This is a genomic window from Ochrobactrum sp. BTU1, from assembly GCA_018798825.1.
GTDB lineage: Bacteria > Pseudomonadota > Alphaproteobacteria > Rhizobiales > Rhizobiaceae > Brucella.
On record CP076354.1, the window covers coordinates 1,341,155 to 1,366,679 of the forward strand.

Genomic DNA, 25,525 nt, shown 5'->3' on the forward strand with positions numbered 1-25,525 from the left:
ATCAGAACTCGATCCCCTTTTGCGCCTTCACGCCCGAACGGAACGGATGTTTGATCATTTCCATCTCGGTGACAAGATCAGCAAACTCAATCAGTTCATCTTTGGCGTTACGCCCGGTGATGATGACGTGTTTCATTTCAGGCTTGGCCTTCAACACTTCAATCACTTCATCGACCGGCAGATAGTCATAGCGAAGCACGATATTGAGCTCGTCGCAAAGCACCATGTCATAGCTTTCATCGAGGATCAGGGCCTTCGCCTGTTCCCATGCGTCACGCGCCATGGCGATATCGCGAGCACGATCCTGCGTTTCCCAGGTAAAGCCTTCGCCAAGCGCCGAGATTGTCACCTGCTCCGGAAACTTCTCCAGTACCCAGCGCTCGCCGGTATCCCATGAACCTTTGACAAACTGCACGACACCAATTTTCATGCCATGGCCAAGCGCACGGAAAACCATACCGAAGCCTGCGCTCGACTTACCCTTGCCTTTGCCCGTATGGACAATCACAAGACCTTTTTCGTCGGTCTTGGTGGCCTGAATCTTGTCGCGCGCCGCTTTCTTCTTGCGCATTTTATCGGCATGACGGGCATTCAATTCCTCTTCCGTCATCGAAAGAAGTTTCGCAGATTTCTCAGCCATTTAATGCCCTTTCCGGAATCAGTTTTTTAAGTTTAACAAGGTCCACGGAAGATGACAGATCTTCCAGATCGGACTTTGCTTACAAACAAAGAGTGGCACGTCACATCGTCGTTTTCGTGCGATACTCCATAAGGTTTTCCAGCTCAAACCGCGCAGAATTGGAACGCGGCACCCAAAAGCCACGTTCAATTGCATCGTTGAGCTTTGACGCGGTTTCACTCAATGCAGCCGGGTTTTTCTCAAGCATAAAATCATGCACCGCTCTATCAGCGATATAAGCCTGATAGACAGCCTCGAAGTGATGATTACCGACTTTGCCAGTCGTAGCTGCGAAAGCGAAAAGATAATCGACAGTGGCGGCAATTTCCGCTGCACCCTTATAGCCATGGCGCATCACACCAGCGATCCATTTGGGGTTTGCCGCACGGCCACGCACAACCCGCGCCAGCTCTTCTTCGAGTGTACGGATAACCGGCTTCTCAGGTTTTGAATGATCGTTGTGATAGACGGTCGGCATCGCGCCCGTCAGTTTCTCAACAGTCGCAGCCATTCCACCTTCGAACTGATAATAATCGTCGCTATCGAGCAAATCGTGCTCGCGGTTATCCTGATTTTGCACCACGGCCTGCACCGAACGAAGCCGTTCTTCAAGAAGCCCGCGTTCCGCTTGGCCTTCTTCGCCTGCGCCATAGGCATAACCACCCCAGACGAGCCAGGCTTCTGCCAGATCGTTGCGACCGGCCCAGCCGTTTTCGTCAATCAGTGCCTGCAATCCAGCACCATAGGCGCCGGGCTTTGATCCGAACACGCGATAGCCCGCGCGACGCTCGGCAGTCTTTTCATCAGCCCCCGTTGCGATAAGCCGTGCTTGTTCAGCTTTGATGCGGTTAGCAATCGGATTGTCGTCCGCCTCTTCATCGAGTGCACCCACAGCACGAACGGCCTTGTCAAACAGTGCAATCTGTTCGGGGAAAGCATCGCGGAAGAAGCCAGAAATGCGCAATGTCACATCCACGCGCGGGCGTCCAAGCTTGGCAATCGGCACGATCTCATAGCCAGTGACACGGCGCGAAGCCATATCCCAGACAGGTTTCACACCGATGAGCGCAAGCGCCTGCGCAATATCATCGCCGCCGGTGCGCATATTGGAAGTGCCCCATGCGGTCAAACCAAACGATGTCGGCCACTCGCCATGATCCTGTGTGTAGCGCGTGATGAGCAGTTCAGCTGATTTACGCCCCAGTTCCCATGCGGCTGGTGTCGGCACGGCACGGCTATCGGTCGAGAAGAAATTGCGCCCAGTCGGCAAAACATCTGGCCGTCCACGCGTTGGCGCACCCGATGGTCCCGGCGGCACAAAGCGCCCTGAAATGGCAGACAGAAAACCTTCAATCTCCGAAGGGCCACAGGATGTCACCATTGGGCGCAAATGATCATTGATCGATTGCAATACTGCATTGGTCTGCGTCCACTCTGCCGGGCAGTCAACCTCGCCCTCCACAAACTGCGCGGCAAGCAATTCGATACGTTCAACCGTATCACCTTTAATACGCCAGCTTGCAGGACTTGCAGCCAACAGCAGTGCAGGCTTCGGCCCGATCCACGGATCAGCCATCGCACAATCGAGCGGATCAAATTCTTCGCCAAGACCTGCATCTTTTGCTATTGCACGTTGCAGGCTCTGTTCGCCCGGTGAGCCACCCAGAGCAACAGGAATACTACGCGGAACGCGTGCCAGTGCTACCAGCAAATCGGTAAGCAAACGCCCCTCTGGGGCCAGACCAAAAATATGCAGCCCATCACGGATCTGCATTTCCTTGAGATCGCAGAGATAGGCATCAAGCTTTTGCAGCGCCATATCTTCATCGTCATGGTCGTGAATACCCGCGTCGCGGTCGAGACCAATATCGCGCACCAGATCAAGAATTTGCGCTTTCAACCGCAGCAGGCGACGCGGATCAACGCCCGACGCCTCGTAATATTCATCGACCAGTGCTTCCAGATCCTTGAGCGGGCCATAGCTTTCGGCTCGCGTCAACGGCGGCGTCAGATGATCGATGATCACGGCGCCCGCGCGGCGCTTGGCCTGCGTGCCTTCACCCGGATCATTGACGATAAACGGATATACATGCGGTGTCGGGCCGAAGACCGCTTCGGGATAGCAATTTTCCGATAGCGCTAAGGCTTTACCGGGCAGCCATTCCAGATTCCCATGCTTGCCCATATGCACGATGGCATCGATCTTCGCCACATCACGCAGATAAGCATAAAACGCGATATAGCCATGCGGTGGCACCAGATCAGGTGAGTGATAGGTTTCTTTCGGATCAATATTATAGCCGCGTGCTGGCTGAATACCGGCAATGGTTTCGCCAAGTTTCATCAGCGGCAGTGCGAAACCTTCAAGCTTTCTATCAAAGAACGGGTCATTCTCCGGACCACCCCAGCGCATTGTCACTTCATTCTGAATCACATTCGGAAGCTTTGCAAAGAAAGCCTTGTATTGATTCAGAGAAATGATTTCGCGGATTACACGCCCATCACGCGCGGCATTGGTTGGGCCAGCCATCAAAAGCTGCATGAAAGCATCACTATTGGCAGGCACCTCACCTACCTGATAGCCCTCACCTTTCATAGCCCACAGCACTTCCACAGTTCCCGCAGGCGTATCAAGCCCAACGCCATTGCCAAGCCTACCATCGCGGTTTGGATAATTGGCGAGGATCAACGCAATGCGGCGTTCTTGCTGCGCTTTCCGCTTCAGGCGCACCCAGTTTGCCGCCAGTTCCGCCACAAAAGCCACGCGACCTTCATCCGGCTCGTGGGTGACTATATTGGCTTCAACCGCGCTATCGAATTGCTTTGCCGATTTGAACGACACCGCACGCGACAGCACTCGGCCATCCACTTCCGGCAGCGCCACATTCATCGCGAGATCGCGCGCCAGCAGCCCCTGCTGAGATGCCTGCCATGTGGCTTTTGGCGTACCAGAAAAGATCACCTGCAAAACCATATTGCCGCGCTTATCAAGCACGGTCGGTTTACGCTCGGCACCCGGTGATGAAATCGCAAAGCCGGTTGCATTGAGCACAATATCCGGCTGGCAATCTTCAAACAGGCCATCAACAACCGCCGCCGAAAGTCTGTCCTTGAGGCTGGAAACAAAGATCGGAACTGGGTTCAAGCCCTTGGCCTGCAATGCCCTGATCATTGCTTCAACCGGCTGTGTCTGTCCGCTCTGCACGAGCGCACGATAAAAAATGATTGCCGCAGCAGGCGCATCAGCGGCCTTCCATTGCTGGCGGATGAGATCGAGCGAAGGCGCGGCCATATCCGGCCACCACAGTCCAGCTTTTAGAAGCGGTGCCGCCTCTTCCGGCTTTTCGCTTTCATCAATCAATGCGCAACAATAATCAAGAAAGCGAGACGTATTGGCGGCCCCGCCCTCGATCAGATATTGCCAGAGAGCATCCCGCTCCTGCGCTGGCACGGTCGAAAACCTTGTCAGTCCGTAATCGGGCTTATCATCACCCGGCAGCACGGCGATCTTGATGCCGTGTGAAACCGCACAGGCATGAAGCGCCTCAAGCCCGTAAGGCCAATAGGTCTCGCCACCAATAATCCGCACGACAATAAGCTTCGCATGTTGTGCCGTACGCTCAATATAAGCGTCGACCGACATGGGATGTGTGAGGCTTAGAAAGTTGGCCAGTCGCACACTGTGTCGGAGACTTGGCCCGCTTTGCCCAAGCTTATGTGCTTGAGCAAGACTGGCCAGTTCCGTATCGGCAGCGGAAAGGAACAATATGTCACCCGGCGTCTGGCCGAGGTCGACGGCCTCATTGCCGTCGCTTATCGTTCCTTTCTGGGCAAGTAAAAGATGCATTACGAAACGGCGTCTTTCACAGATTTGGTGATTGTCTGCTCGTCAATCTCATGCAGACCAATGACGACAAGACGCGTATTGCGCGCTTCATCCTTGCCCCATGGACGATCGAAATAATGCTCAATACGCGGACCAACGGCCTGCACAACCAGACGCATCGGCTTGCCCGGCACATCGACAAAGCCCTTGAGACGCAGAACATCGTGCTCCGCAATCACAGCTTTGAGCTTCTCGGTAAATGCCTTTGGATCAGCAACCGAGCCTGCTTCCACAACAAAGCTTTCAAACTCATCGTGATCATGCTCATGGCCATCAGCATGATGGATTTCATGATGGGATTTGCGGTTGGCAATATCATCTTCCGTACCCACGCCAAGACCGAGCAGCACATCCGCACCAAGCTTGCCAAAGCTTGCTGGCACCATGTTGACGCGACGTGTTGAGCGTTCAGCCACATCGGCCTTCACGCTATCGAGTTTCGACGGATCAACGAGATCGGCTTTGTTCAGAACGATAAGGTCGGCTGCATGAATCTGATCCTCAAAAAGTTCCTCTAAAGGGCTTTCGTGGTCAAGAGATTCGTCCGCCGCGCGCTGAGCATCTACCTTGTCATGATCGTCAGCAAAACGGCCTTCTGCAACGGCAGCAGCATCTATAACCGTCACCACGCCGTCGACTGTTACCTGCGTCTTGATTTCAGGCCAGTTGAAAGCAGCGACCAGCGGCTGAGGCAGTGCCAGGCCAGAAGTTTCGATCACGATATGATCAGGACGATCCGCACGATCCAGAAGCTTGGTCATGGTCGGAATGAAGTCATCTGCAACAGTGCAGCAGATGCAACCATTGTTAAGTTCGATCACATCTTCCTCACGGCAGCTCTCGATACCGCAGCCTTTCAGAATTCCACCATCAACGCCCAGATCGCCAAACTCATTGATGATGAGCGCGATACGCTTGCCATTGGCATTTTCCAGCAGATTGCGGATCAGCGTCGTCTTGCCGGAACCTAAGAAGCCGGTGATCACGGTTGCTGGAATCTTTTGTCCCTGCATCGAATTATCCCTTCATTTTGAGCGGCAGACCTGCCGCCATGAAATAAACTTCATCCGCCACTGATGCCACGGCCTGATGCAAAAAACCGGCATGATCGCGAAACTCCCGCGCCATGCGGTTTTCCGGCACAATGCCGAGGCCAACTTCGTTGGAAACAAAAACAACGGGACCTGAAAGCTGACGCAATGCCGCTATCAGTGACTCGGTTTCAGCAGCGATATTCTGCTCTGCCATCATCAGATTGGTGATCCAGAGCGTCAGGCAATCGACCAGCAAGAAGCGGTCAAGCCCCGCGTGTTTTTGAAGCGCTCCTACCAGATCGAGCGGCTCTTCCACCGTCTGCCATTCACGCCCGCGACGGTCGCGATGAATGGAAATACGGCTTTCCATTTCCTTGTCGTATGCGCGTCCTGTCGCGAGATAAACAGGCTGAAGTCCTGAGTCCTCAACCAGTTTTTCTGCATAAGACGACTTACCAGAACGGGCTCCGCCAAGAACGAATGTAATTTTTGCATTTTCATTTCTGGGCGGAGCCATAGGTATCAGCCTTCAATATCCGACTTCGCATAAGCCTGAATGAACCAGCCCAATGCAAGACCAATGACGGCCCACATGAACAGGTTTGTTGCAAGCGATGCGACTGCATATTGCGAAGCAAGCAGCGATGGGATTGGCGATGCAATATCTTCCGGATGCGGTGCCCCATAAAGATGTGGTGCGATAATCAGCACCAGTCCAAGGATTTTGGAAATGATCTCACCGCGCAAAACCAGCAGATAAATGCCGACGCCGCTTAACACCACCGTCAGAATCCACCAGAGCTGGCGCTGCGCCAGATCGGCTGCGGGCATCGCAGGCAGTTCCGGCGAAAGTCCCAGAGCTGGCAGGAAAGCGACGGCAAAGAAACCGGCCACACCCCAGAAAATACCGTTCTGCGGCGTAATACGACGACCGAGAAGAAGCGCAACACCACCCAAAAGCAGGGCAAAACCTGCGCCAGCTACGAGATTGGCGAGCAATGTATTGCCAAGACGACCAAACGGCAGTTCTGCCCCGGCCTCACCTTCACCTTCGCTGGTTGCAGCTGCTGCATGATCGTGCGGTGCAGCCGCTTCGGCTGCGTCACCATGACTATGACCGCCACCAGCGTCTTCATAAGTTTCCGCCTGAATGATCAGCGGAACGGTTTTCAAGTACATGGCAGGCGTCACGAGAAGCCCTGCCAAAAGGCCAGCAGCAAGTGTGGCCAGAAGATAACGGATCAACATTTCATTCCCTCAACAGCAATTTCCGCTCCGATGGCCGTCCACCATCGAGCGTTGCTCATTTCCTGTTTCTAAAAGCTAAACGGCTTAGTGGCAGGGAAACCCGTATGAATGACGCGTGTCGTGCGCTGAATCGTGCAGCTTATCGGAGTGAGCAAGACCCACACCGTAAATCAGAAATGCACCAAGAAGCAGCGAAACGACAGCCGTGCCAAGACGCGTTGCGAGCGGCATAGCTAAAGTGTTGGGAACAGAATTTTGGGTACGCGCAGCCATGACAACCTCCGTGTAGGCAGCAGGGAAAACCTCCCATGGGGTGCGGACAAAACGTCCTTCACGCAACAGGCAGGTCTCCTGGCTCACGGGTCGCAGGGTTTGAAGCGCCTTCCCAGAAACACTGATGTTTCCAGTGGCTGCCGTTTAACCGGCTTGCCTCATCCCTCTCCGCTCTACAGTCGCGGGGTCGGCTGCGATAAAGACGCCCGGATTGGGTCCGTCCGTCGCATTCCCTTTTGGTATCGCCGGGATTCGTCCCGGCAAAACCTGTTGTGTAAATCGACACTAGGCTTTCGCCAATGCGGCGTCAATCGAGTGCAAACAACGCATCAATATCAAGACAGTTTTCAAGGCCGTCGGCCAGCTCATCAAGTGCCTCTTCAATGCCAGCACGATAATTCTCGCCTGAACTGCTCACGCCGAGCGTTGCAAGAAATTGCCGACGGAACTCATCCGCACCAAAAACACCATGCAGGTAGGTGCCCATCACCCGACCGTTCGCCGAGACTGCCCCGTCATCGTGATCGCCGATCCGCGCGAATGGGCGGATAGCATCGGGACCATTTGTACGCCCTATATGAATCTCGTATCCATCAAGTGCTGCATCATAAAGTTGCGAGTGAGCCGCAACATTGCGCACGACTTTTTCCAGTTCCATCACAGTGTTGACGTCCAGCAGCCCCAACCCGTCAATGTCGCGCACCTGACCCTCGATACCGCCCGGATCGCTTATCCGGTTGCCAAGCATCTGGAACCCACCACAAATACCAAGCACATGCCCGCCACGCCGCACATGGAGCTGCAAATCACGCTCCCATCCGTTTTCGCGAAATGCAATCAGATCGGCAATCGTCGATTTTGTTCCCGGTAAAACCACAAGCCCTACGTCATGCGGCAAAGGCTGTCCCGGCGGAACCATGACAACCTCAACCTGGTTTTCTGCTTTCAGCGGATCAAAATCGTCGAAATTCGCAATACGCGGCAACATGGGGACTGCTACTTTCAACGCCTTGGCATCGCCGCGCGTTGCTCGTTCCAGAACGACCGAATCTTCAGCAGGCAGTCGTGACACGGCTTTCAACCATGGAACGACCCCAAAAGAAGGCCAGCCCGTAAAGCGGGTAATCGCTTCCAGACCGTCATCGAACAGCGAAATATCGCCGCGAAACTTGTTGATCAGGAAGCCGCGCACCATGGCGCGATCCTCATCTGGAAGAATTGTATGCGTACCGACCAGCGAGGCAATCACCCCGCCGCGATCAATATCACCCACCAAGACGACTGGCACATTTGCACGCGTGGCAAAGCCCATATTGGCGATATCGCCGGCGCGCAGATTGATTTCGGCAGGCGACCCCGCACCTTCGATCAACACCAGATCGGCGCCTTCACTGACAACATCAAAGGATTCCATCACCGCCGCCATCAGTTGCGGCTTTAACTGCTGATAATAGCGCCCACGCGCCTCGCCACGCACTTTACCCTGCACAACCACCTGACTGCCCATGTCAGTCTGTGGCTTCAGTAGAACCGGGTTCATATGAACCGATGACGGCTCGCCGCAAGCCAGAGCCTGAAGCCATTGCGCGCGCCCAATCTCGCCGCCATCATCGCTGACGGCTGCATTATTCGACATGTTTTGCGGTTTGAACGGCCGGACTTTCAGCCCGCGATTGCGTGCAACGCGACAAAGACCGGCAACAAGCACGCTTTTGCCGACATCCGAACCCGTTCCCTGAAACATGATTGCGCGTGTCATGCGAGCTTGCCTATCCCAACTTCATGCGACTGGCAATCGCCAGCGGTTGCGGCAACCTTATATGCAAAAATGCGCATCAGTTTATTACAAAAGTGAGCAACATTATTCCAATGGAGCGTTGGCAGCCACTCGCCATTGTGATCTAGTCGCCTCAGGAGGGTGCGGTGCTCATAGGGAGGAAACCATGGATACTGCCGACCAGAACCAGTTTGAACTCAATGAAGATCAACTCGCCATTCAAGATATGGCGCGCGGCTTCGCATCGGATTTTGTTGCGCCTCATGCACTGCGATGGGATCGCGACAAACATTTCCCGATTGACGTTATAAAGGAAACCGGACCGCTCGGCATGGGTGGCATTTATGTCCGAGAAGACGTAGGTGGATCGGCACTTAAACGCTCGGACGCGGTGCTTATTTTCGAGGCTCTCGCCGAGGCTTGCCCAGCTTTTTCAGCGTTTATTTCCATCCACAATATGGCAGCATGGATGATTGACACGTTTGGCGATGAAAGCCAGCGTCAGACATTTTTGCCTAAACTGACGTCGATGGAATGGCTTGCCAGCTATTGTCTGACTGAACCGGGTTCAGGCTCCGATGCAGCCGCGCTTCGCACCCGTGCAGAGCGCGATGGCGATCACTATGTACTTAACGGCACCAAGCAGTTTATTTCCGGTGCGGGAGCTACCGATCTTTATGTAACTATGGTGCGTACCGGCGAGGACGGTCCGAAAGGAATTTCTACCATCGTTGTGCCGAAAGATGCGCCCGGCCTGTCGTTTGGCGCCAATGAGCACAAGATGGGTTGGAATATGCAGCCCACCCGCACAGTGATTTTCGACAATTGCCGCGTGCCTGTCGCCAACCGTCTGGGTGATGAAGGTACGGGCTTCCGAATTGCCATGGCTGGCCTTGATGGTGGACGACTGAACATCGCCGCCTGCTCGCTCGGTGGTGCACAATCTGCACTCAATAAAGCTTTGGAATATACGGGGCAGCGCAAGGCTTTCGGCCTGACAATTGACCGGTTTCAGGCGTTGCAGTTCCGTCTTGCTGATATGGAGACCGAGCTCTCGGCAGCAAGACAGCTTCTTTACAGTGCTGCGAGCAAGCTTGACCGCAAAACGCATGATGCCGGCAAATGGTCAGCGATGGCCAAACGCTTTGTGACCGACACAGGCTTTAACGTCACCAATGACGCGCTGCAGCTTCTGGGTGGCTATGGCTATCTTCATGATTACGGCATCGAGAAACTTGTCCGCGATCTGCGCGTTCATCAGATTCTCGAAGGCACCAACGAGATCATGCGCGTGATCATTGCTCGCCAGCTGATCGGACGCTGATACAAATATTGAATGGGAGGAAATCATGGCCACTATCGCGTTTATCGGCCTCGGTAATATGGGCGGTCCAATGGCCGCCAATCTGGTGAAGGCTGGACACAAGGTCATAGGCTTTGATCTGCTGCCTGCTCATCTTGAAGAAGCCAAAGCCAACGGCCTTCAGATCACGGCAAATGCTGCAGAAGCGGTCAGCGATGTAGACGCGGTTATCACCATGTTGCCTGCTGGCAAACATGTTCTTTCTGTTTATGGAGACATCGCGCCTAAGGCTCGTAAAGACTCACTTTTCATCGATAGCTCGACGATTGACGTTGATTCGGCGCGCAAAGCACACGAGATCGCAGCCCGCCATGGCCACCTCTCCATTGATGCACCGGTTTCGGGCGGCACAGGTGGCGCCGCAGCAGGTACCCTCACCTTTATGGCGGGTGGCAGCGATAATGCCTTTGCAAAGGCTGAGCCGCTTCTTCAGCCGATGGCTGGTAAGATCGTGCATTGCGGCGGCGATGGCGCAGGTCAGGCTGCGAAAATCTGCAACAATATGATTCTCGGCATCTCGATGATCGGCGTCAGTGAAGCCTTTGTGCTGGCTGAAAAATTGGGCCTTTCGCATCAGGCGCTTTTTGATGTGGCATCCACCTCATCGGGGCAATGCTGGTCTCTGACCACCTATTGCCCGGTGCCCGGACCAGTACCAACATCGCCTGCCAACCGGGATTATAAGCCCGGCTTTGCCGCAGCTCTGATGCTCAAAGACCTCAAGCTTTCGCAGGAAGCGGCAAAAAGCTCGGGCGCTGCAACGCCGTTGGGCGCTCATGCAGAAGCACTTTACAGCCGCTTCGATAATGAAGGGCATGGCGGAGACGACTTTTCGGGCATAATAAATTTCTTGCGCTCAACCAAAGCAGGCAATTGAGAAATTCTTCGCCAAAGCAGCGAAAAACTTGCTTTGTTTAGATTTGCTTAAGTATCTGATAACTGTCCGGTAACGATGTTGCGCTAAAAAGGAGCCAGAGACGGTGCAAACCTTCTCGACGCTCCGGATCTGGTACTGCGTACCGGAGCTTCAGTCTCTCCCGCCTGTGTATTGTTTGGCGGGAACGCCATGCGTTTTTGGCAAAACCGTGCACCTTCAGAGGCAGCGCGGTTTTTGCCATTGTTCATTTCATAAATTATGCGTGATTTTTATATTAGATCTGGTCCCAAAGATTGAATTCTGGCCATAATCCTGTGAAAGCTAACCGCTGCTTGGTACGCAGATAAAGCGTAATTTTTTCTGGGATCTATAGATTTTGAGTGCAACACGACCAATAACGGCGCTTCCAGCCGAAAAAAACACGTTCGGTTTACCGGCGGCGGTGCTTTTTGTCCTTTGTTATTTCGCCTTCCAGGCAATATTGGTCACGTTTGTATCAAACGGTGCAGGTCTCGACGATGCGGAACAGCTTGCCAATATCGGCTATCTTGATTGGGGTTACGGCGGCTCGCAGCCACCGCTTTACACCTGGATAACAAATATTACGGCGTCGGTGCTAGGCACTTCGATGCTGACGTTGCAGATCGTCAAGTTCGGTGTACTCGCAAGCCTTTTTCTAAGTGTATTCGCCGCAATGCGGCTGCTCGGGTTTTCACGTATCGTTGCCTCGGCGTCAATGCTTGGGCTTTTTCTCATTCCGCAGATTGGATGGGAATCGCAGCGCGCACTCACACACTCTGTTGCAGGCACAGCGGGCTGTGGTTGGGCCTTTTTGGCTCTTGCCTGGCACATGCGCGCCCGTCATGTGGGTTCGGCGGCCGTACTTGGCATTACTATGGCTGCAGCGATTCTGGGCAAGTTCAATGCCTCGCTTTTCATAATTATGCTGATTGTCACCGCTCTTTCAGTCCCCGAATATAGAAAAATTCTCCTTTCAAAGCTCTCTATCGTCACAATCATTGCCTTTGGCGCGGCTTTCGCCCCCACGGGCATGTGGATGCTCGCGCACAAATCGAGCGTCATTGCTCGCTCTGGCAAACTCCAGATAGGCGCTTCGGGAAATCTCTTTATTGACCGCCTCAACGGTGTCGGCAGCTTTATTGAAGCAGCCTTTCTATTTTCGATTGTAGCACTCGCGGTTGCAGGCATTATTGCGCTCATCCACTCGAAAGCACGGACATCACCAAATAAACCGTTCACTTCAGGCGAGATTTTTATGCGTCGCCTGCTTATCATCGGAATGGGAATTGTTTTTGCCGGTGTCGTGCTGGCCGGTGTCAGCAATATCAAAGACCGTTGGTTGCAGCCGGTTCTTTTCCTTCTGCCTGCAGCCACCGCTGCCTGGTTTGCACATTATCGAGCCGGAACACGAGCACTGATAGATTTCGCGACTGTAAGTATCGTTGCGGCCCTAATCGTGCCACCTGTCCTTGCCTATTATCTCACATATGGCTCAAGCACGCCGCCCTATGGCCAGCTGGAATATCAGCGTCTTTACGATGAAGTGAGACAGCAGGGCGAGTTTAAAACGATCTTGACGGACAACGCACAGATCCCCGGTAACTTCCGTCTCTTCGACCCGTCTCTCCAGATTATTCATCCTGAAACACCGTTTGGTGCGGCCAATGCAGCGAGACCTACGCTGGTTATGTGGTTCGGAGATGCAGTTCCAAATGAGCGTGTATCGGCGCTTATAAACGAGGCGCAGATTCATATTCCTGAAACGGGTATTACAACGACCAAGATCGCCTACAGAACCCGTCCAGACATGAACATCACTGTGAGTTACTTCCTGCAGAAATAAAAAAGATCCGGGTTAATTACCCGGACCTTTTCATTTTATTCTACTGTTTCCTGCACCGCATGTGCGGTGCCTTTGACGTCGCGCCCGACGCCGCGGACTGTATTTGCGCAAGACGCCAGCGTGAAAGCACACAGAACGATGGCAACGGGGACAATGCGGGATAGCTTCATAACAGTCTCTCCATTGAGATGCTCAATTCAACCAAATATGCCTCCCAAACTACCTGACGCGCGCTGCCCGGTATTCTGGCGGTGAAGCCGTTACTCGGCTGTCACATATAAAATCTAGCGCAGCTTTTTTCGCTGGCAAGAGAGGTATTTAGTAAACTGCTAAAGTTTCATTGCACGGCTCAACCTGCGCGAAATGTATCGAAGCGACCGCTGCGGCGATAGCTTTCAAAAACATTGCGTAAATGTTCAGCGACCACCTGAATGTGCTGGCGCGCGTCCGGTTTAATGATCATTCCGAGCTGATAACGTCCAAGCTGCGGCAGATTATGTTCAGGTCCGAGCGCTACAATTCCCTCTCCCAGCAATGTTTTACCGAAAGGTGCAATAGCGAGATCAGCCTGTATGGCAGCGCGCTGCCCTGTAGAATGAGAACTCATATAGGCGATACGATAAGACCGGCCTGACTTTTCCAATGCTTCCAGCGCATTTCCACGCCATGCACAGCCCTCTTCCCATATGGAAAGCGGGAGCGGATCACGACGATAGGCCGTACCACATTTTGCGCCTGCCCAGACCAGCTCCTCATCAAGCAACACTTCAACGTCACCCCTGCCCGGAACGGTATGAGAGAGATTGACCAGCGTGACGTCAAGACGGCGTTCATCCAACCGCTTACGCAGATTGGTGCTTTGATCAATGACGACATCGACAGTGACGCCCGGATGGGTCTCAGCAAATCGCTTCAAAACCAGAGGCAGAACGCATTCGCCAATATCGTCAGGCGACCCTAAGCGAACAACGCCTGTAACCGTCGGAGCAACAAATTTGGCCACGGCCTCGCGATTGAGCGCAAGCAGTCGCCGAGCGTAGCCAAGCAATATCTCACCGTCACTCGTCAGCGTAACCGAACGCGCATCTCGCTCAAAAACGGCAACCCCGAGCTGCTCTTCAAGTTTCTTGATCTGCATCGAAACAGCCGAGGGCGTCCGAAAAACCACATTTGCCGCTGCCGAAAAACTGCCTGTATCGGCAATGGACGCGAATGTGCGCAACACATCAATATCGAGCATTGGCAGAGGATGTTGAACCGGCGCTGTCATGTTGAACTCCGCGATTTCCGTTAGTTCAATTTTTCTGATCTTATACCTTTCTATATTTCGTTTGATTGAACGTCAAGATGGTCGCAAGCTCTCATCATCGAGATCAGAACATCTCCACCCAACCACTTGGTCTCACTTTTTGTCAGGAGAACGAAAATGAGCATTCAATGTGAAGCACTGCAAAACGAATCTGGTTCGCGCCCATCTGTCATCCCAAGCTGGCTGCAAGCGAACACTGCATCGGTCGTCGCTTTCTATGCCGAATGGGCTTATCAGCGGCGCGTAAAGAAAAGCCGTAGGGTGCTGGAGTCTTTACCGGAACACATTCTACACGATATCGGCTGGCCTTGCGTGGATGATCGCCTTCCAACTTCCACGCGCATCAGCCGAAAGAAGTAAATAGCATCGTCAGTTGAGGGCAGGATATTCCTTGCCCTCAATTAAACGACATATAGATGCCAATTTACGGCAGGCATTTAGCCGCACTATGCAATCTGAAAGTTCTATGTCTCAATATGTCTGTCCTGTTTGCGTCATAGCCTACCCCCTATAAATCCGGGCTGGAGCAACAGGATGGCCGGTCAGAAAGCGACCGGATGACAGGGTCTGATAAAGCCCCGGTGTCATGACGGAGGCACAAAGCCGGAAACTGCGTCGGGAACCGCAGTTCGGGCTTTCGAGAATGGGAACGATCAGGCTATGAATCAAGCTTCATCGGTTAAGCGGTCTATTGTTTTTTTTCTGGTCCCTGACTTCTCGATGATCGCATTTGCGACAGCAATTGAACCGCTGCGCATTGCCAATCGAATGCTGGGCTATGAAGCCTATCGCTGGCGGTTGACATCCACCGACGGCAAACCGGTAACGGCGTCGAACGGCGTGGAATGCGCCGTCAATGCTTCGCTGGAGGACGAACGACGCTTCCTTCAGCGCGAACAGCGTCCTTCCATGGTGTTTGTTTGCTCGGGCGTTTATGTCGAAGAATTTCGCAACAAGACAGTCTTTGCCTGGCTGCGCGAAGAATATAACCGCGGCGTCGCGGTTGGCGGCCTTTGCACAGGCGCGCATATTTTGGCGGCTGCCGGTCTTCTCTCTGGTAAACGTTGCGCCATTCACTGGGAAAACCTGCCCGGCTTTTCCGAAGCTTTTCCAAAAGCCGAAGTCTATGCCGATCTCTTCGAAGTCGATGGCAACATCTATACCTGTGCAGGCGGAACCGCCTCACTCGATATGATGCTAAAGCTCATCGGAGATGACTTCGACGATAATTTGGTTAACCGCATTTGCGAGCAGGCTCTCACGGACCGCGTGCGCAATCCGCATGATCGCCAGCGTCTGCCGCTTCGCGCTCGTCTTGGTATCCAGAACTCGAAGATTCTGACGATCATCGAAATGATGGAAGCCAATCTTTCAGAACCCGAAGCGCTTATCGATGTGGCGCATAATATTGGGCTTTCGCGTCGCCAGGTCGAACGTCTGTTCCGTCAGGAAATGGGTCGCTCACCAGCGCGTTATTATCTCGAAATTCGCCTCGACCGGGCGCGGCATCTGCTGCTGCAATCATCCATGCCGGTTGTTGAAGTTGCCGTTGCCTGTGGCTTTGTTTCCGCGTCGCATTTTTCCAAGTGCTACCGCGAACTTTATGGGCGTTCGCCGCAGCAGGAACGAGCTGATCGCAAAATGCTGATAGCGGCCTGATCGGAGAACCAAGCATAAAAGCCGCATCATTCACACTGCGGCTTTTCTTTTTAAATCATAGTGATAGCCCTGCTCTGTGAATCAAATTCTCAACACATTAAGGTTCCGGATTTCCTGACCGTCAAAACGATCAAACAGCCATTGAGCTTCGGTCGCCTCACGCCGTGATTATGTCGTAGAATGACAATTGTAAGCTCCTGCCAATCACTATGATTCCATCAAATGAACAACGGGATCGCATAAAATGGCAGAGTTTCCTAAGAAAGCGAAAGTAGTCATTGTCGGACTGGGCGGCATCGTTGGCGCATCCGTCGTCCATCACCTGATCGAGCGTGGCTGGGACGATATTGTTGGCATTGATAAATCAGGCATTCCCACCGATATCGGCTCCACCGCACACGCGTCTGATTTCTGCTATGCAACCAGCCATGATTTTCTATCGTGCTGGACAACGCTTTACTCCATCGATTTCTATGAAAAGATGGGCCATTACGCGCGCGTCGGCGGCATCGAAGTTGCCCGCGTCGGCGACGATTCCCGCATGGAAGAACTAAAGCGCAAAGTCGCATCCGGCAAAGCTTTCGGCACACGCGCCCGCCTGATGGAGCCTGCGGAAGTCAAAGAGAAATTCCCGCTAATCGAAGAAAGTCTTGTTCAGGGCGGCTTGTGGGACCCGGATGCAGGTCTCGTTATTCCGCGCTCGCAGACGGTGGCGGGCAAGCTGATTGACCAGGCCGAAGCAGCTGGCAAGCTTCAGAGCTTCGCCAATACCCCCGCACAGTCGCTTGTTGTTGAAAATGGGCGCATCAAGGGCGTTGTCACCCATCGCGGTACGATCGAAGCGGATTATGTTGTGATCTGTGCCGGTCTCTGGGGCCGTCTGATTGCCGAGATGGTTGGCGAAGACCTGCCAGTCATGCCGATTGACCATCCGCTCACTTTCTTCGGTCCCTATAATGAATTTGCAGGAACCGGTAAGGAAATCGGCTGGCCGCTCATGCGCGATCAGGGCAACTCAGCCTATATGCGCGACACCGGCGACCCGAAGACGGCCGAAGGTGGCCAGATCGAATGGGGCTACTACGAAGAAACCAATCCTCGCCTCTGCCATCCGCGTGATTTGCTTGAAAAGCATGAAGCACGCCTGTCGCCATCACAGCGCGATCTCGACATGGAACAGGTACTCGAACCGCTTGAACGCGCCATCGAACTGACCCCGATCCTCGGCGAACTGGGCTACAATGAAAGCCATTCCTTCAATGGTTTCCTTCAGGTCACGACTGATGGCGGTCCTTCAATGGGCGAAAGCCAGAAGGTGCGCGGCCTCTGGTATGCAGTTGCGATCTGGGTCAAAGACGGCCCCGGCATGGGCAAGCTCATTGCTGACTGGATGACAGATGGCCGTACAGCAATCGATCACCACGCTATCGACTATTCGCGCTTCTATCCGCATCAGATGACCGAGCAGTTCATATGGGATCGCTGCACCGAAACGGCGATGAAGGTCTATAATCCGGCAGTGCATCCGCGCGAACCATTTTCCAAAGGCCGCAATATTCGTCGCTCCCCTTTCTATGAGCGTGAAAAGGAACTTGGCGGCCACTTCATGGAGCTGGGCGGCTGGGAGCGCGCGCACGGCTATGCGGCCAACGAACATCTGCTTGAGAAATATGGCGACCGCATTCCGGTCCGTGAGAACGAGTGGGACAATCGCCATTTCTGGCGCGTTTCCAACGCTGAGCATCTCGCACTGAGTGAAGATTGCGGCATTATCAATCTGTCGCATTTTGCCATGTACGACATCGAAGGTCCGGATCATGTCGAGCTGATGGAATGGTTATGCGCTGCCAAGATCGGCGGCGATGCCAATATCGGCAAAGGCATCTATACGCATTTTCTCGATGATGAAGGCATGGTGCGCGCCGATTTCACGGCCATCCGCATGGCAGACCGCATCCGCATGATCAACGGCGCGGATGCCGGTCCGCGCGATTTCCATTATATGCGCCGCGTGGCTGAAGATAAGGGCTTTGATGTCACTATTACCGATGTGACTGAGAAATATGTCACCATCGGCATTTGGGGACCGAATGCACGAGACAATCTCAAAAAGGTTGTCGAGAACCCGGAGGGTCTTGACCTCGAGAACTTCGCGTTTGCTGCCATCAAGCCAATCCGTATTGCAGGCAAGGACGTAACAGCGTTCCGTATTTCCTATGTCGGCGAACAGGGCTGGGAATTGCACATGCGCTACGACGACGGCCTCGCTGTCTGGGATGCGCTGCGATCAACCGGGGCAATTGCCGTCGGTGTTGAGACCTATGCGAATACACGCCGCATGGAGAAAAGCCTACGCCTTCAGAATGCAGATCTGCTCACTGAATATAATCTGCTTGAAGCTGATCTGGCTCGCCCGAAGGTCAAGGAAGCAGACTTCCGTGGCAAGGCGAAGCATCTTGAGTACAAGGCTCGCGAGCATCAGCCAGCCATGCTTTGCACGCTGGTTATGAGCGAGAATGTCGACTCCAAAGGCGTCAAACGCTACCCGGTCGGCATTCTGCCGGTGCTCGACCCTGAAACGGGTGCAACACTGGTCGATGAGCTCGGACGTCGCTCGTTCACGTCGTCCATCGCCTACGGCCCAACTATCGGCAAGAATCTCGCACTTGCCTATCTGCCTTGGTCTTACTGCCAGGAAGGCCGGAAGTTGAATGTGGAATATTTCGGAGAGACCTATCCAGTGGAAGTCGTATCGATTGGTTACAAGCCACTCTACGACCCGGAAAATCTCAAGCCCCGCAGTTAAAGGGCAGACCGAAAAGTGCGACGCGGTTCTCGGAACAAGAGGCGCGCAAAAACAAATAGATAGAGAACTCCCAACGGTTCAATGAAAATGGGAGACGCTCTAATCGTAAAGCTCAATAAAAAGCCGGGGTTGTGCCCCGGCTTTCTCAATTCGTGTTAGTCAACTTATTGAATGGTCGCCTTGCCACCCGAAATCGTAATGGTTTCGTCGCCCTTCAGCGCCTCACGATCACCATTCGGGAACGTTACAAAACAACCGCCATTGCAGAAATCGACTGTTTCACCAGGTGCCACCAGCATTTCACGCTTCGAAGCGCCTTCAGTCACCACAATGGTCTGAGCCGAGCTGTCGTTGTTAGCAACAGTTGCAGCATAAAGACTCGGTATGGAGAACGAAATCGCGAGCATCGCACCGATAGCGACCTTGCCAGCATAATTGACCTGAGTTCTGTTCATATCGTTTCAGCGTTTCCGCTGCTCCCGCTACAAGCCGAGTATTCGGCCCCATTGCTCTAAGACAGTTCGCCTGCCTCTTTTCGTAATCATTTATAAGACTTCAAAACTGAACTGCAACTGAACGACATATTCATAATTCGCATTAAAGCGCATCTCAAAAAGACGGCGGCGGTTTTCGGAACAGGATGCACGCAAAAACAAATAGATAGAGAATTTCCAACCATTCAGTGAAAACTGGAATTGACTTAAGGCGTTCAGACTTTGTCGTCATGTTCAGGCTTTTCGCCCTTCTCAGACTCAGCAGGCTTTTCCTTCCGCGTCTTTGTAGCGCGTGGGGTATCTTTATTCATAAGCTCGGAAAGCTTTTCGATTTCCGTAACACCAAGAACCAGATCAGTGGAAGACGAGGCCAGCTCGATACCTTCTGCGTGGAAACGTTCAACAATCTGGAATCGCAGCTCATTCTTGATACCGCCTGTCGATGTAATATCTGCAACATGTGCGTAGATATCGAACACCAGCAGAGAATCCGTCATGCTCTGAAACGCTACGAACGGTTCCGGATTTTTTAGAATTGAAGGATGACTGCGGATGATTTCTAGCAGCAACGTGTGAACGCGACGCGGCTCATCGGTATAGGCTGCCTGCACATTAATATCGATTCGGCCAAGCTTGTTACGAAGGGTCCAGTTACCGACATTGCCGTTGATAAGCGTCGAGTTTGGAACGACAATCGACTGCTTCTGAAAAGTCTCAACTTCGGTTGCACGAACGCTGATCTTTTTTACGATACCGCTAACGGTGCCTGCTTCGACCCAGTCGCCCACTTTGAACGGACGTTCAGCCAGAAGAATAAGGCCCGAAACGAAGTTCTGGACAATGTTCTGCAAGCCAAAACCGATACCAAGTGACAGACCACCAGCAATCAGTGCGAGACTGGACAGATTGAAGCCAGCTGCCGAAACACCAACCAGCGCCGCAAGTACTAGCCCCACATAGCCGACCACCGTGCGGATCGAATTACGAACGCCGGAATCTACACGGCCACGCGCCATAACGCTGTTATCAAGCCAGTTCTGGAACCAGCGCGTCATCAGATAGACAACGACGAAAAGCGCAATACCCGTCAGAATACCCATCAGCGAAATGGAAATATTGCCGATAGGGATACCCGTCATCAGATTATAGAAAGTGCTTTTCAGCTCCGACCATTGGAAACCAAACTGCATCAGCACAAGCGGTATGCCGACCAGCGCCACCGCAAAATTGATCAGAATGCCAACGCCAAGCCCGATTTGGTCAAGTGTCGCTTCATCAAAATGGAAGCGGTCACGCATAACCCGACCAATCGGGCTGGACGCAAAGGCTTGTTCTTCCGAAATTGCACGACCGGTCAAAAAGCCAAGATACATCGTGACGAGGAACGCTCCGGTAACAACGATCTGCTGTGCAGCAAAGCGTGCAAGTCCGATAAAGCCAAGACCAGCTGCGATAATCGGCAAAAGACCAAGGACGATCAGGAATATCCTGAACATCTTAGGCCAGGGGCGGACGCCCTCTTCTCCGTCTTTTTCTATTGGCTTCACAAAGGCGACGATGAGGATCAGAACGCCGATCACGACCGTCGAAAGCAAGCTTTTCGCCATCGTCAAAGAGAGCGGCGAGGAAAGAACCTGGTTTACTTTGCTGAAAAACGAGTCAAGCCCGTTAATCAATGCCATGCCTGTAATCAGCCAGACGAGAACTCGACCTGGGCGTGGCGCGACCGGCACCAACCGCCATGCTGGTGTGTATGGGCTTATACAGGCAAACGCCAGCCGGCTGATAAAGAACACGATGCCTAAAACGACGAAGAGCGACTGCAGAAGCCCTGCAATATCAGGTCTTAAAACATTGAAGTAATTGAGAAAGAAATAGGTTGTTGCCAGAAACACACCGACAGCACCCGATGGGATCGCTGTCGACCAGAATGCAACCGACAAACGGCTCAGATAAGACGGTGTTTCAATCGTCGGATCACGTTCGTAAAGCGAACCGAGAACACGGCGCGCGCCGAGCTGGATGATCAGTGCCGCAACAAATGCGAAAAAGGCCGCGGCGAGAAACGAATTCAGCTTGAAGGTCGAGACAAAGCGCCACCATGATTTCACGATGCTCCACAGCGAAACCATCTGATCCCCAGCAGCCGAGGTTACTTCAGATCCGAGCGTAAGATCGAGATTGACGCGCTGAGACAAGGTTTGCGCAAACAGGTCACGGCGCATATTGCCGATTTTCGCCGACATCTGATTGACCGAAAGCGATGCATCTTCCGTCTCGCCGATAACAGCGTTGATCTCGGCCTTTTCAGCAGTCAGTCGTGCGCGTTCATCCGCAACGATTTGCGGCTCTGCCGGTTGATCGCCGGAGGGGGCGGCACCCAACTGCTCCAGACGTGTGTTGATTTCCGTCAGCCTTGGACGAAACGCAACACCCGCATCAAGCAGCTTCTTGGAAAGGCCATCAAGCTGTAGCTTGAGATTTGCGAGCGTCTCATCGCTGGTCGAAGATTTTTGCAGCTGATCGTTGATCGATTTGGTCTGCTGCTTGAGATCATTGATGATCGGCTTTTGTTGCTGCACCACACCAGAAACGGGTGTGCTAGCTGCCGCAGGTTCTGTTGCTACCGGTGCAGGAGCTTGAGCAGGCGCCGATTGCGGAGCGGAAGGCTGAGCCTGTTGCGGTTTGTTATCCTGAGCAAACGAATGATCCAGCGCCCCAAGCGACACAGCAAAAGTGGTCATTGCAAATGCAATTGCGCGGAACGTCGGTAAATATGCCAATTTAAGCTCTGCCAGTTTCACGATCACTGTTTCAACATAAAGCGCGTTAAAGCGGAAGCAAGCCCTACAACATTGGGCCGAAAATCGAAATCGGTTTTATGACCGACAGAGCCTGATCAATGCAGGATTTTGGTTGTGTGAGCAGCAGATCTTGAACCATCGCAAACCCTTTCATGCGAACCGAGGGGCAGCAGGTGACAGAAATAGATTCCAATTTGTGAATCGATGCTGTAGGTGTCAACGCTAAGTCCCGATAAAAATACAAAGTTTTTGAATCGGGCTTTGCATAAAATCGAATAACTAGAGTGGCTTAGACCAATCGGAAAAGCACTCTGGCACTGGCTCATTTCTGCGGAAAGACTGTAGAGGAAAGTCCAAGCGTTTTGATTAAGGGCATGAACAACACAGATCGGCGCACTGATCGTTATCATCAGCATGGATTCATGCTGTTTGTAACGTGCGTCCTGTCGTTTGCGGCCTTTATGTTTGCAGTGGACCTTTCTGCCCTTGGCGATGCAGCCTGCCGCACTGTTCCCAAAAGCATGGCGGCCCAGCAGGTCGAAGACGCGCCTGCGATACCTGGACGCCAGCAATCCATGCCTGCGACGCAGCCGTTACGCGCCGTTCTGGCCGAAGCGATTGCCGCTAAAATCAAGGCAACCTATCCTGACGGAAATGGTGCGGGATTGTCGGCGATGCCGCGTGATCTTGCATTTTTCGACGCAAAACCAGTCGAATCCGCAAGGACAAACACGATTTTGAGACTTTCGCGGAGCACATATGCTCCCGCACGCGCGCCACCAAGGAGCGCCTGAAAGTCGTCACTGAGATTGGCCGTAGTCAATCCTGAATCATTTACGAAGAAATGCGCTTTAAGCTTTTGTATTCATTACGAAATTTGAATGCGCTCAATATCCGGAACTTCAACTCATGCGTACTTCTAAATGGGTCGCTGTGCTATATGGCCTGATCGTTCTGATCGGCGTCATCATCGCCTTGCCCAATTTCTTCACACAGCAGCATCTCGACGCGATGCCGTCGTGGTTCCCTAAACGACAGGTAACGCTCGGCCTCGATCTGCGTGGCGGCTCCTACCTTGTTCTTGAAGTGGATGCAGCTGGTCTCAAAAAAGATCGTATGCGTGCGCTGCTTGATGATGCACGCGGCAAGCTGCGCGCTGAACGCATTCAGCCACAATCGATCCGCGCCGTTGGTGATTCCGTCATCGTGACGATCCCTGACGCCGATCAGCGTGCAAAGGCCGAGACCGCGCTCAAAACCCTGATTTCTCAGGTTAACACGAGCGGCTTCGGCGCAGCGATCAACGATATCGACGTCACGTCCAGCGACAATCAGATCCGTCTGACGCTGACACAGGCTGGTTTCACCTATCGCCTTGATTCAGCGCTTCAGCAGAGCCTTGAAATCATTCGCCAGCGTGTTGACCAGGTCGGCGTTGCCGAGCCTTCGATCCAGCGCGTTGGTTCCGACCGTATCGTTGTTCAGCTTCCGGGCCTTCAGGACCCGGCACAACTTCGCCAGCTTCTCGGAAGCACCGCGAAGATGAGCTTCCACATGGTGGCTGACGCAAATCCGAATGATGCACCGCCTCCGGGTGTCAGCATCCTGCCGGATTCCAAAGATCCAAACATCAAATACCCAATTGAAGATCAGGTTGCCCTGTCCGGTGAGCGTCTTACCGATGCGCGTGCAGGATTTGATCAGCGCACCAACGAACCAATCGTTTCGTTCCGCTTCGACAGCCTCGGCGCCCGTCAGTTTGCTGACATCACCACCAAGAACGTCAATCGCCCATTTGCTATCGTTCTCGACGGCAAGGTGCTGAGCGCGCCGGTCATCCGCGAACCGATTACCGGTGGTAACGGCCAGATCAGCGGCAGCTTCACGGTTCAGGACAGTGTTGTTCTCTCAGCATTGTTGCGTGCAGGTGCTCTCCCTGCCCCGCTGACGGTTATCGAAGAACGTACGGTTGGTCCTGACCTTGGTGGCGACGCCATCAAGATGGGGCTGATCACCGGTATCGCTGGCTTTATCCTCGTCGCGATCTTCATCCAGCTCCTTTACGGCGTCTGGGGTCTGATTGCCAACGTAGCGCTTCTGCTCCACACGTTGCTGACCTTCGCAGCACTGAGCCTAATCGGTGCGACACTGACACTGCCCGGTATCGCCGGTATTATTCTGGGTATCGGTATCGCGGTTGACGCGAACATTCTCATCAACGAACGTATTCGAGAAGAAACGAAAAGAGGCCTTGGTGCCATGGCAGCCCTCGACCGAGGCTTCCATAGCGCTTTTGCTACAATCGTTGACTCCAACGTCACCTCGCTGATTTCGACCCTGCTCCTCTTCATGTTCGGTACAGGCCCGGTACGCGGCTTTGCTGTTGCCATGATGCTCGGCATCGTAATCTCGATGTTTACCGACGTGACGCTGGTTCGCATGGCGATGGGTTGGTATGTGCGTCGTCGCAAGCTCAAGGTGCTTCGCATTGAGCCACTGGTAAGGATCGCGCCTGAAAACCCTAACTTCCGCTTTATGAATGCGCGCTTCTTCGGCATCGGCGTTTCCATCGTCCTGTCGATTGCTTCGATCGCGCTCTTCTTCAAGCCGGGGCTGAATTACGGCATCGACTTCAAGGGCGGCATTCAGGCGGAAATCACCACGTCGCAACCTGCTGATCTGGCGCAATTGCGTGAGAAGCTCGGCGGACTTGGCCTTGGTGAAGTTGCCCTGCAGTCTGCTGGCAGCCCAAATGATGTGCTGATCCGTATTCAGCGTCAGGATGGCGGTGAAGAAGCACAGACGGTTGCAGTCAACAAGATGCGCGACGCTGTTACTGAAATCGATCCGGGTGTGAAGATTGAACGTACCGAAGTTGTGGGACCAAAGGTCTCCGGCGAACTGGCCCGTTCTGGCTTCATCGCGGTCGTGCTTTCGGCTCTTGGTATGCTCATCTATCTTTGGTGGCGCTTCGAATGGTTCTTCGCAGTCGGCGCGATTATCACGCTGATACTCGATACCACGAAGATGGTTGGTTTCTTCGCGCTGCTTCAGCTCGACTTCAACCTGACCGCCATTGCAGCGCTTCTGACCGCTATCGGTTACTCGGTAAACGATAAGGTCGTTGTTTATGATCGTATGCGTGAAAACATGCGTCTCTACAAAACGAAGCCTCTGCGTGAGATCGTCGATATGAGTATCAATCAGGTACTCGTCCGCTGTATCTATACATCGGTTGTGACGTTCCTCTGCCTTCTGCCAATGGCAATCTGGGGCGGCAGCGCCGTTCATAATTTTGCCGTGCCTATGCTGTTCGGTATCTTCATTGCAACGACGTCGTCGATCTTCATCGCTGCACCGATCCTGCTGTTGCTGGGCAACTGGTGGCAGCATCGTCGGGAAGCGCATCAGGCGCTTGAAGACAACACGGCTGCACAAAAATAACTCCATTG

The 25,525-nt window shown here is 53.4% G+C and carries 19 protein-coding genes and 1 riboswitch; of the genes, 8 read left to right on the top strand and 11 right to left on the bottom strand.

What is annotated here, in order from left to right; translation table 11 throughout:
- Position 1: 1 nt before the first annotated feature.
- The 7 genes from cobO to KMS41_06585 form a co-directional block, all read right to left on the bottom strand.
- Positions 2–640, bottom strand: a complete 639-nt coding sequence (gene cobO / locus KMS41_06555) for a cob(I)yrinic acid a,c-diamide adenosyltransferase (GenBank protein ID QWK76787.1) — start codon at positions 638–640, stop codon at positions 2–4.
- Positions 641–740: 100 nt separating this feature from the next.
- Positions 741–4,526, bottom strand: coding sequence for a cobaltochelatase subunit CobN (gene cobN, locus KMS41_06560; GenBank protein QWK76788.1), 3,786 nt, complete (start codon positions 4,524–4,526; stop codon positions 741–743).
- Positions 4,526–5,578, bottom strand: coding sequence for a cobalamin biosynthesis protein CobW (gene cobW, locus KMS41_06565; GenBank protein QWK76789.1), 1,053 nt, complete (start codon positions 5,576–5,578; stop codon positions 4,526–4,528). The genes cobN and cobW overlap by 1 nt, the downstream gene beginning before the upstream one ends.
- A 4-nt stretch (positions 5,579–5,582) precedes the next feature.
- Complete coding sequence (cobU, locus tag KMS41_06570) at positions 5,583–6,116, bottom strand: bifunctional adenosylcobinamide kinase/adenosylcobinamide-phosphate guanylyltransferase (GenBank protein QWK76790.1); 534 nt, start codon at positions 6,114–6,116, stop codon at positions 5,583–5,585.
- Between the two features lie 5 nt (positions 6,117–6,121).
- Entirely contained in the window at positions 6,122–6,847 is a 726-nt protein-coding gene (locus KMS41_06575) for a CbtA family protein (protein QWK76791.1), read from the bottom strand.
- 84 nt (positions 6,848–6,931) lie between these two features.
- Positions 6,932–7,120 (bottom strand): CbtB-domain containing protein, encoded by a 189-nt coding sequence (locus tag KMS41_06580; protein QWK78797.1) that lies wholly within the window; start codon positions 7,118–7,120, stop codon positions 6,932–6,934.
- A gap of 50 nt (positions 7,121–7,170) precedes the next feature.
- A riboswitch (cobalamin riboswitch) is annotated at positions 7,171–7,406 on the bottom strand.
- A gap of 21 nt (positions 7,407–7,427) precedes the next feature.
- Entirely contained in the window at positions 7,428–8,879 is a 1,452-nt protein-coding gene (locus tag KMS41_06585) for a cobyric acid synthase (protein QWK76792.1), read from the bottom strand.
- A gap of 184 nt (positions 8,880–9,063) precedes the next feature.
- On the opposite strand from KMS41_06585, the gene KMS41_06590 reads away from it, so the two are divergent.
- From KMS41_06590 to KMS41_06600, 3 genes are all read left to right on the top strand, one after another.
- Positions 9,064–10,221: an isobutyryl-CoA dehydrogenase gene (locus KMS41_06590; GenBank protein ID QWK76793.1), complete on the top strand. Its 1,158-nt coding sequence runs from the start codon at positions 9,064–9,066 to the stop codon at positions 10,219–10,221.
- 25 nt (positions 10,222–10,246) lie between these two features.
- Positions 10,247–11,137, top strand: a complete 891-nt coding sequence (gene mmsB / locus KMS41_06595) for a 3-hydroxyisobutyrate dehydrogenase (protein QWK76794.1) — start codon at positions 10,247–10,249, stop codon at positions 11,135–11,137.
- A 376-nt stretch (positions 11,138–11,513) separates the two neighbouring features.
- Positions 11,514–13,001 (top strand): glycosyl transferase, encoded by a 1,488-nt coding sequence (locus KMS41_06600; protein ID QWK76795.1) that lies wholly within the window; start codon positions 11,514–11,516, stop codon positions 12,999–13,001.
- Positions 13,002–13,036: 35 nt separating this feature from the next.
- Here KMS41_06600 and KMS41_06605 read toward each other — a convergent pair whose 3' ends face one another.
- Together KMS41_06605 and KMS41_06610 are read right to left on the bottom strand one after the other, a co-directional pair.
- The gene (locus tag KMS41_06605; protein ID QWK76796.1) at positions 13,037–13,171 is read right to left on the bottom strand and encodes an entericidin A/B family lipoprotein; all 135 of its coding nucleotides are present in this window, start codon (positions 13,169–13,171) and stop codon (positions 13,037–13,039) included.
- A gap of 179 nt (positions 13,172–13,350) precedes the next feature.
- A complete protein-coding gene (locus KMS41_06610; protein QWK76797.1) occupies positions 13,351–14,271 on the bottom strand; it encodes a LysR family transcriptional regulator in 921 nt (306 codons plus the stop codon).
- Positions 14,272–14,427: 156 nt separating this feature from the next.
- On the opposite strand from KMS41_06610, the gene KMS41_06615 reads away from it, so the two are divergent.
- The 3 genes from KMS41_06615 to KMS41_06625 all read left to right on the top strand — a co-directional run bounded on the left by KMS41_06615 (position 14,428) and on the right by KMS41_06625 (position 18,775).
- The gene (locus KMS41_06615; GenBank protein QWK76798.1) at positions 14,428–14,670 is read left to right on the top strand and encodes a DUF1127 domain-containing protein; all 243 of its coding nucleotides are present in this window, start codon (positions 14,428–14,430) and stop codon (positions 14,668–14,670) included.
- A 300-nt stretch (positions 14,671–14,970) separates the two neighbouring features.
- Entirely contained in the window at positions 14,971–15,969 is a 999-nt protein-coding gene (locus KMS41_06620; GenBank protein QWK76799.1) for a GlxA family transcriptional regulator, read from the top strand.
- A gap of 244 nt (positions 15,970–16,213) precedes the next feature.
- Complete coding sequence (locus KMS41_06625; protein QWK76800.1) at positions 16,214–18,775, top strand: FAD-dependent oxidoreductase; 2,562 nt, start codon at positions 16,214–16,216, stop codon at positions 18,773–18,775.
- A 164-nt stretch (positions 18,776–18,939) separates the two neighbouring features.
- On the opposite strand, the gene KMS41_06630 is transcribed toward KMS41_06625, so the two are convergent.
- Both KMS41_06630 and KMS41_06635 read right to left on the bottom strand, forming a co-directional pair.
- Positions 18,940–19,230, bottom strand: a complete 291-nt coding sequence (locus KMS41_06630; protein QWK76801.1) for a hypothetical protein — start codon at positions 19,228–19,230, stop codon at positions 18,940–18,942.
- A gap of 254 nt (positions 19,231–19,484) precedes the next feature.
- Positions 19,485–22,052, bottom strand: coding sequence for a mechanosensitive ion channel family protein (locus KMS41_06635; GenBank protein QWK76802.1), 2,568 nt, complete (start codon positions 22,050–22,052; stop codon positions 19,485–19,487).
- Positions 22,053–22,447: 395 nt separating this feature from the next.
- Between KMS41_06635 and KMS41_06640 the strand changes: the two genes are divergently transcribed.
- The gene (locus KMS41_06640; GenBank protein QWK76803.1) at positions 22,448–22,867 is read left to right on the top strand and encodes a hypothetical protein; all 420 of its coding nucleotides are present in this window, start codon (positions 22,448–22,450) and stop codon (positions 22,865–22,867) included.
- Positions 22,868–22,982: 115 nt separating this feature from the next.
- The gene (gene secD / locus KMS41_06645; GenBank protein ID QWK76804.1) at positions 22,983–25,517 is read left to right on the top strand and encodes a protein translocase subunit SecD; all 2,535 of its coding nucleotides are present in this window, start codon (positions 22,983–22,985) and stop codon (positions 25,515–25,517) included.
- Positions 25,518–25,525: the final 8 nt, after the last annotated feature.

Coding starts and splice junctions, on each gene's coding strand:
- KMS41_06630 (QWK76801.1), bottom strand. CDS start 19,230: ATGAACAGAACTCAGGTCAATTATGCTGGCAAGGTCGCTATCGGTGCG.
- KMS41_06580 (QWK78797.1), bottom strand. CDS start 7,120: ATGGCTGCGCGTACCCAAAATTCTGTTCCCAACACTTTAGCTATGCCG.
- KMS41_06585 (QWK76792.1), bottom strand. CDS start 8,879: ATGACACGCGCAATCATGTTTCAGGGAACGGGTTCGGATGTCGGCAAA.
- KMS41_06625 (QWK76800.1), top strand. CDS start 16,214: ATGGCAGAGTTTCCTAAGAAAGCGAAAGTAGTCATTGTCGGACTGGGC.
- cobO (QWK76787.1), bottom strand. CDS start 640: ATGGCTGAGAAATCTGCGAAACTTCTTTCGATGACGGAAGAGGAATTG.
- cobN (QWK76788.1), bottom strand. CDS start 4,526: ATGCATCTTTTACTTGCCCAGAAAGGAACGATAAGCGACGGCAATGAG.
- KMS41_06590 (QWK76793.1), top strand. CDS start 9,064: ATGGATACTGCCGACCAGAACCAGTTTGAACTCAATGAAGATCAACTC.
- secD (QWK76804.1), top strand. CDS start 22,983: ATGCGTACTTCTAAATGGGTCGCTGTGCTATATGGCCTGATCGTTCTG.
- KMS41_06640 (QWK76803.1), top strand. CDS start 22,448: ATGAACAACACAGATCGGCGCACTGATCGTTATCATCAGCATGGATTC.
- KMS41_06605 (QWK76796.1), bottom strand. CDS start 13,171: ATGAAGCTATCCCGCATTGTCCCCGTTGCCATCGTTCTGTGTGCTTTC.
- cobW (QWK76789.1), bottom strand. CDS start 5,578: ATGCAGGGACAAAAGATTCCAGCAACCGTGATCACCGGCTTCTTAGGT.
- KMS41_06575 (QWK76791.1), bottom strand. CDS start 6,847: ATGTTGATCCGTTATCTTCTGGCCACACTTGCTGCTGGCCTTTTGGCA.
- cobU (QWK76790.1), bottom strand. CDS start 6,116: ATGGCTCCGCCCAGAAATGAAAATGCAAAAATTACATTCGTTCTTGGC.
- mmsB (QWK76794.1), top strand. CDS start 10,247: ATGGCCACTATCGCGTTTATCGGCCTCGGTAATATGGGCGGTCCAATG.
- KMS41_06620 (QWK76799.1), top strand. CDS start 14,971: ATGAATCAAGCTTCATCGGTTAAGCGGTCTATTGTTTTTTTTCTGGTC.
- KMS41_06610 (QWK76797.1), bottom strand. CDS start 14,271: ATGACAGCGCCGGTTCAACATCCTCTGCCAATGCTCGATATTGATGTG.
- KMS41_06615 (QWK76798.1), top strand. CDS start 14,428: ATGAGCATTCAATGTGAAGCACTGCAAAACGAATCTGGTTCGCGCCCA.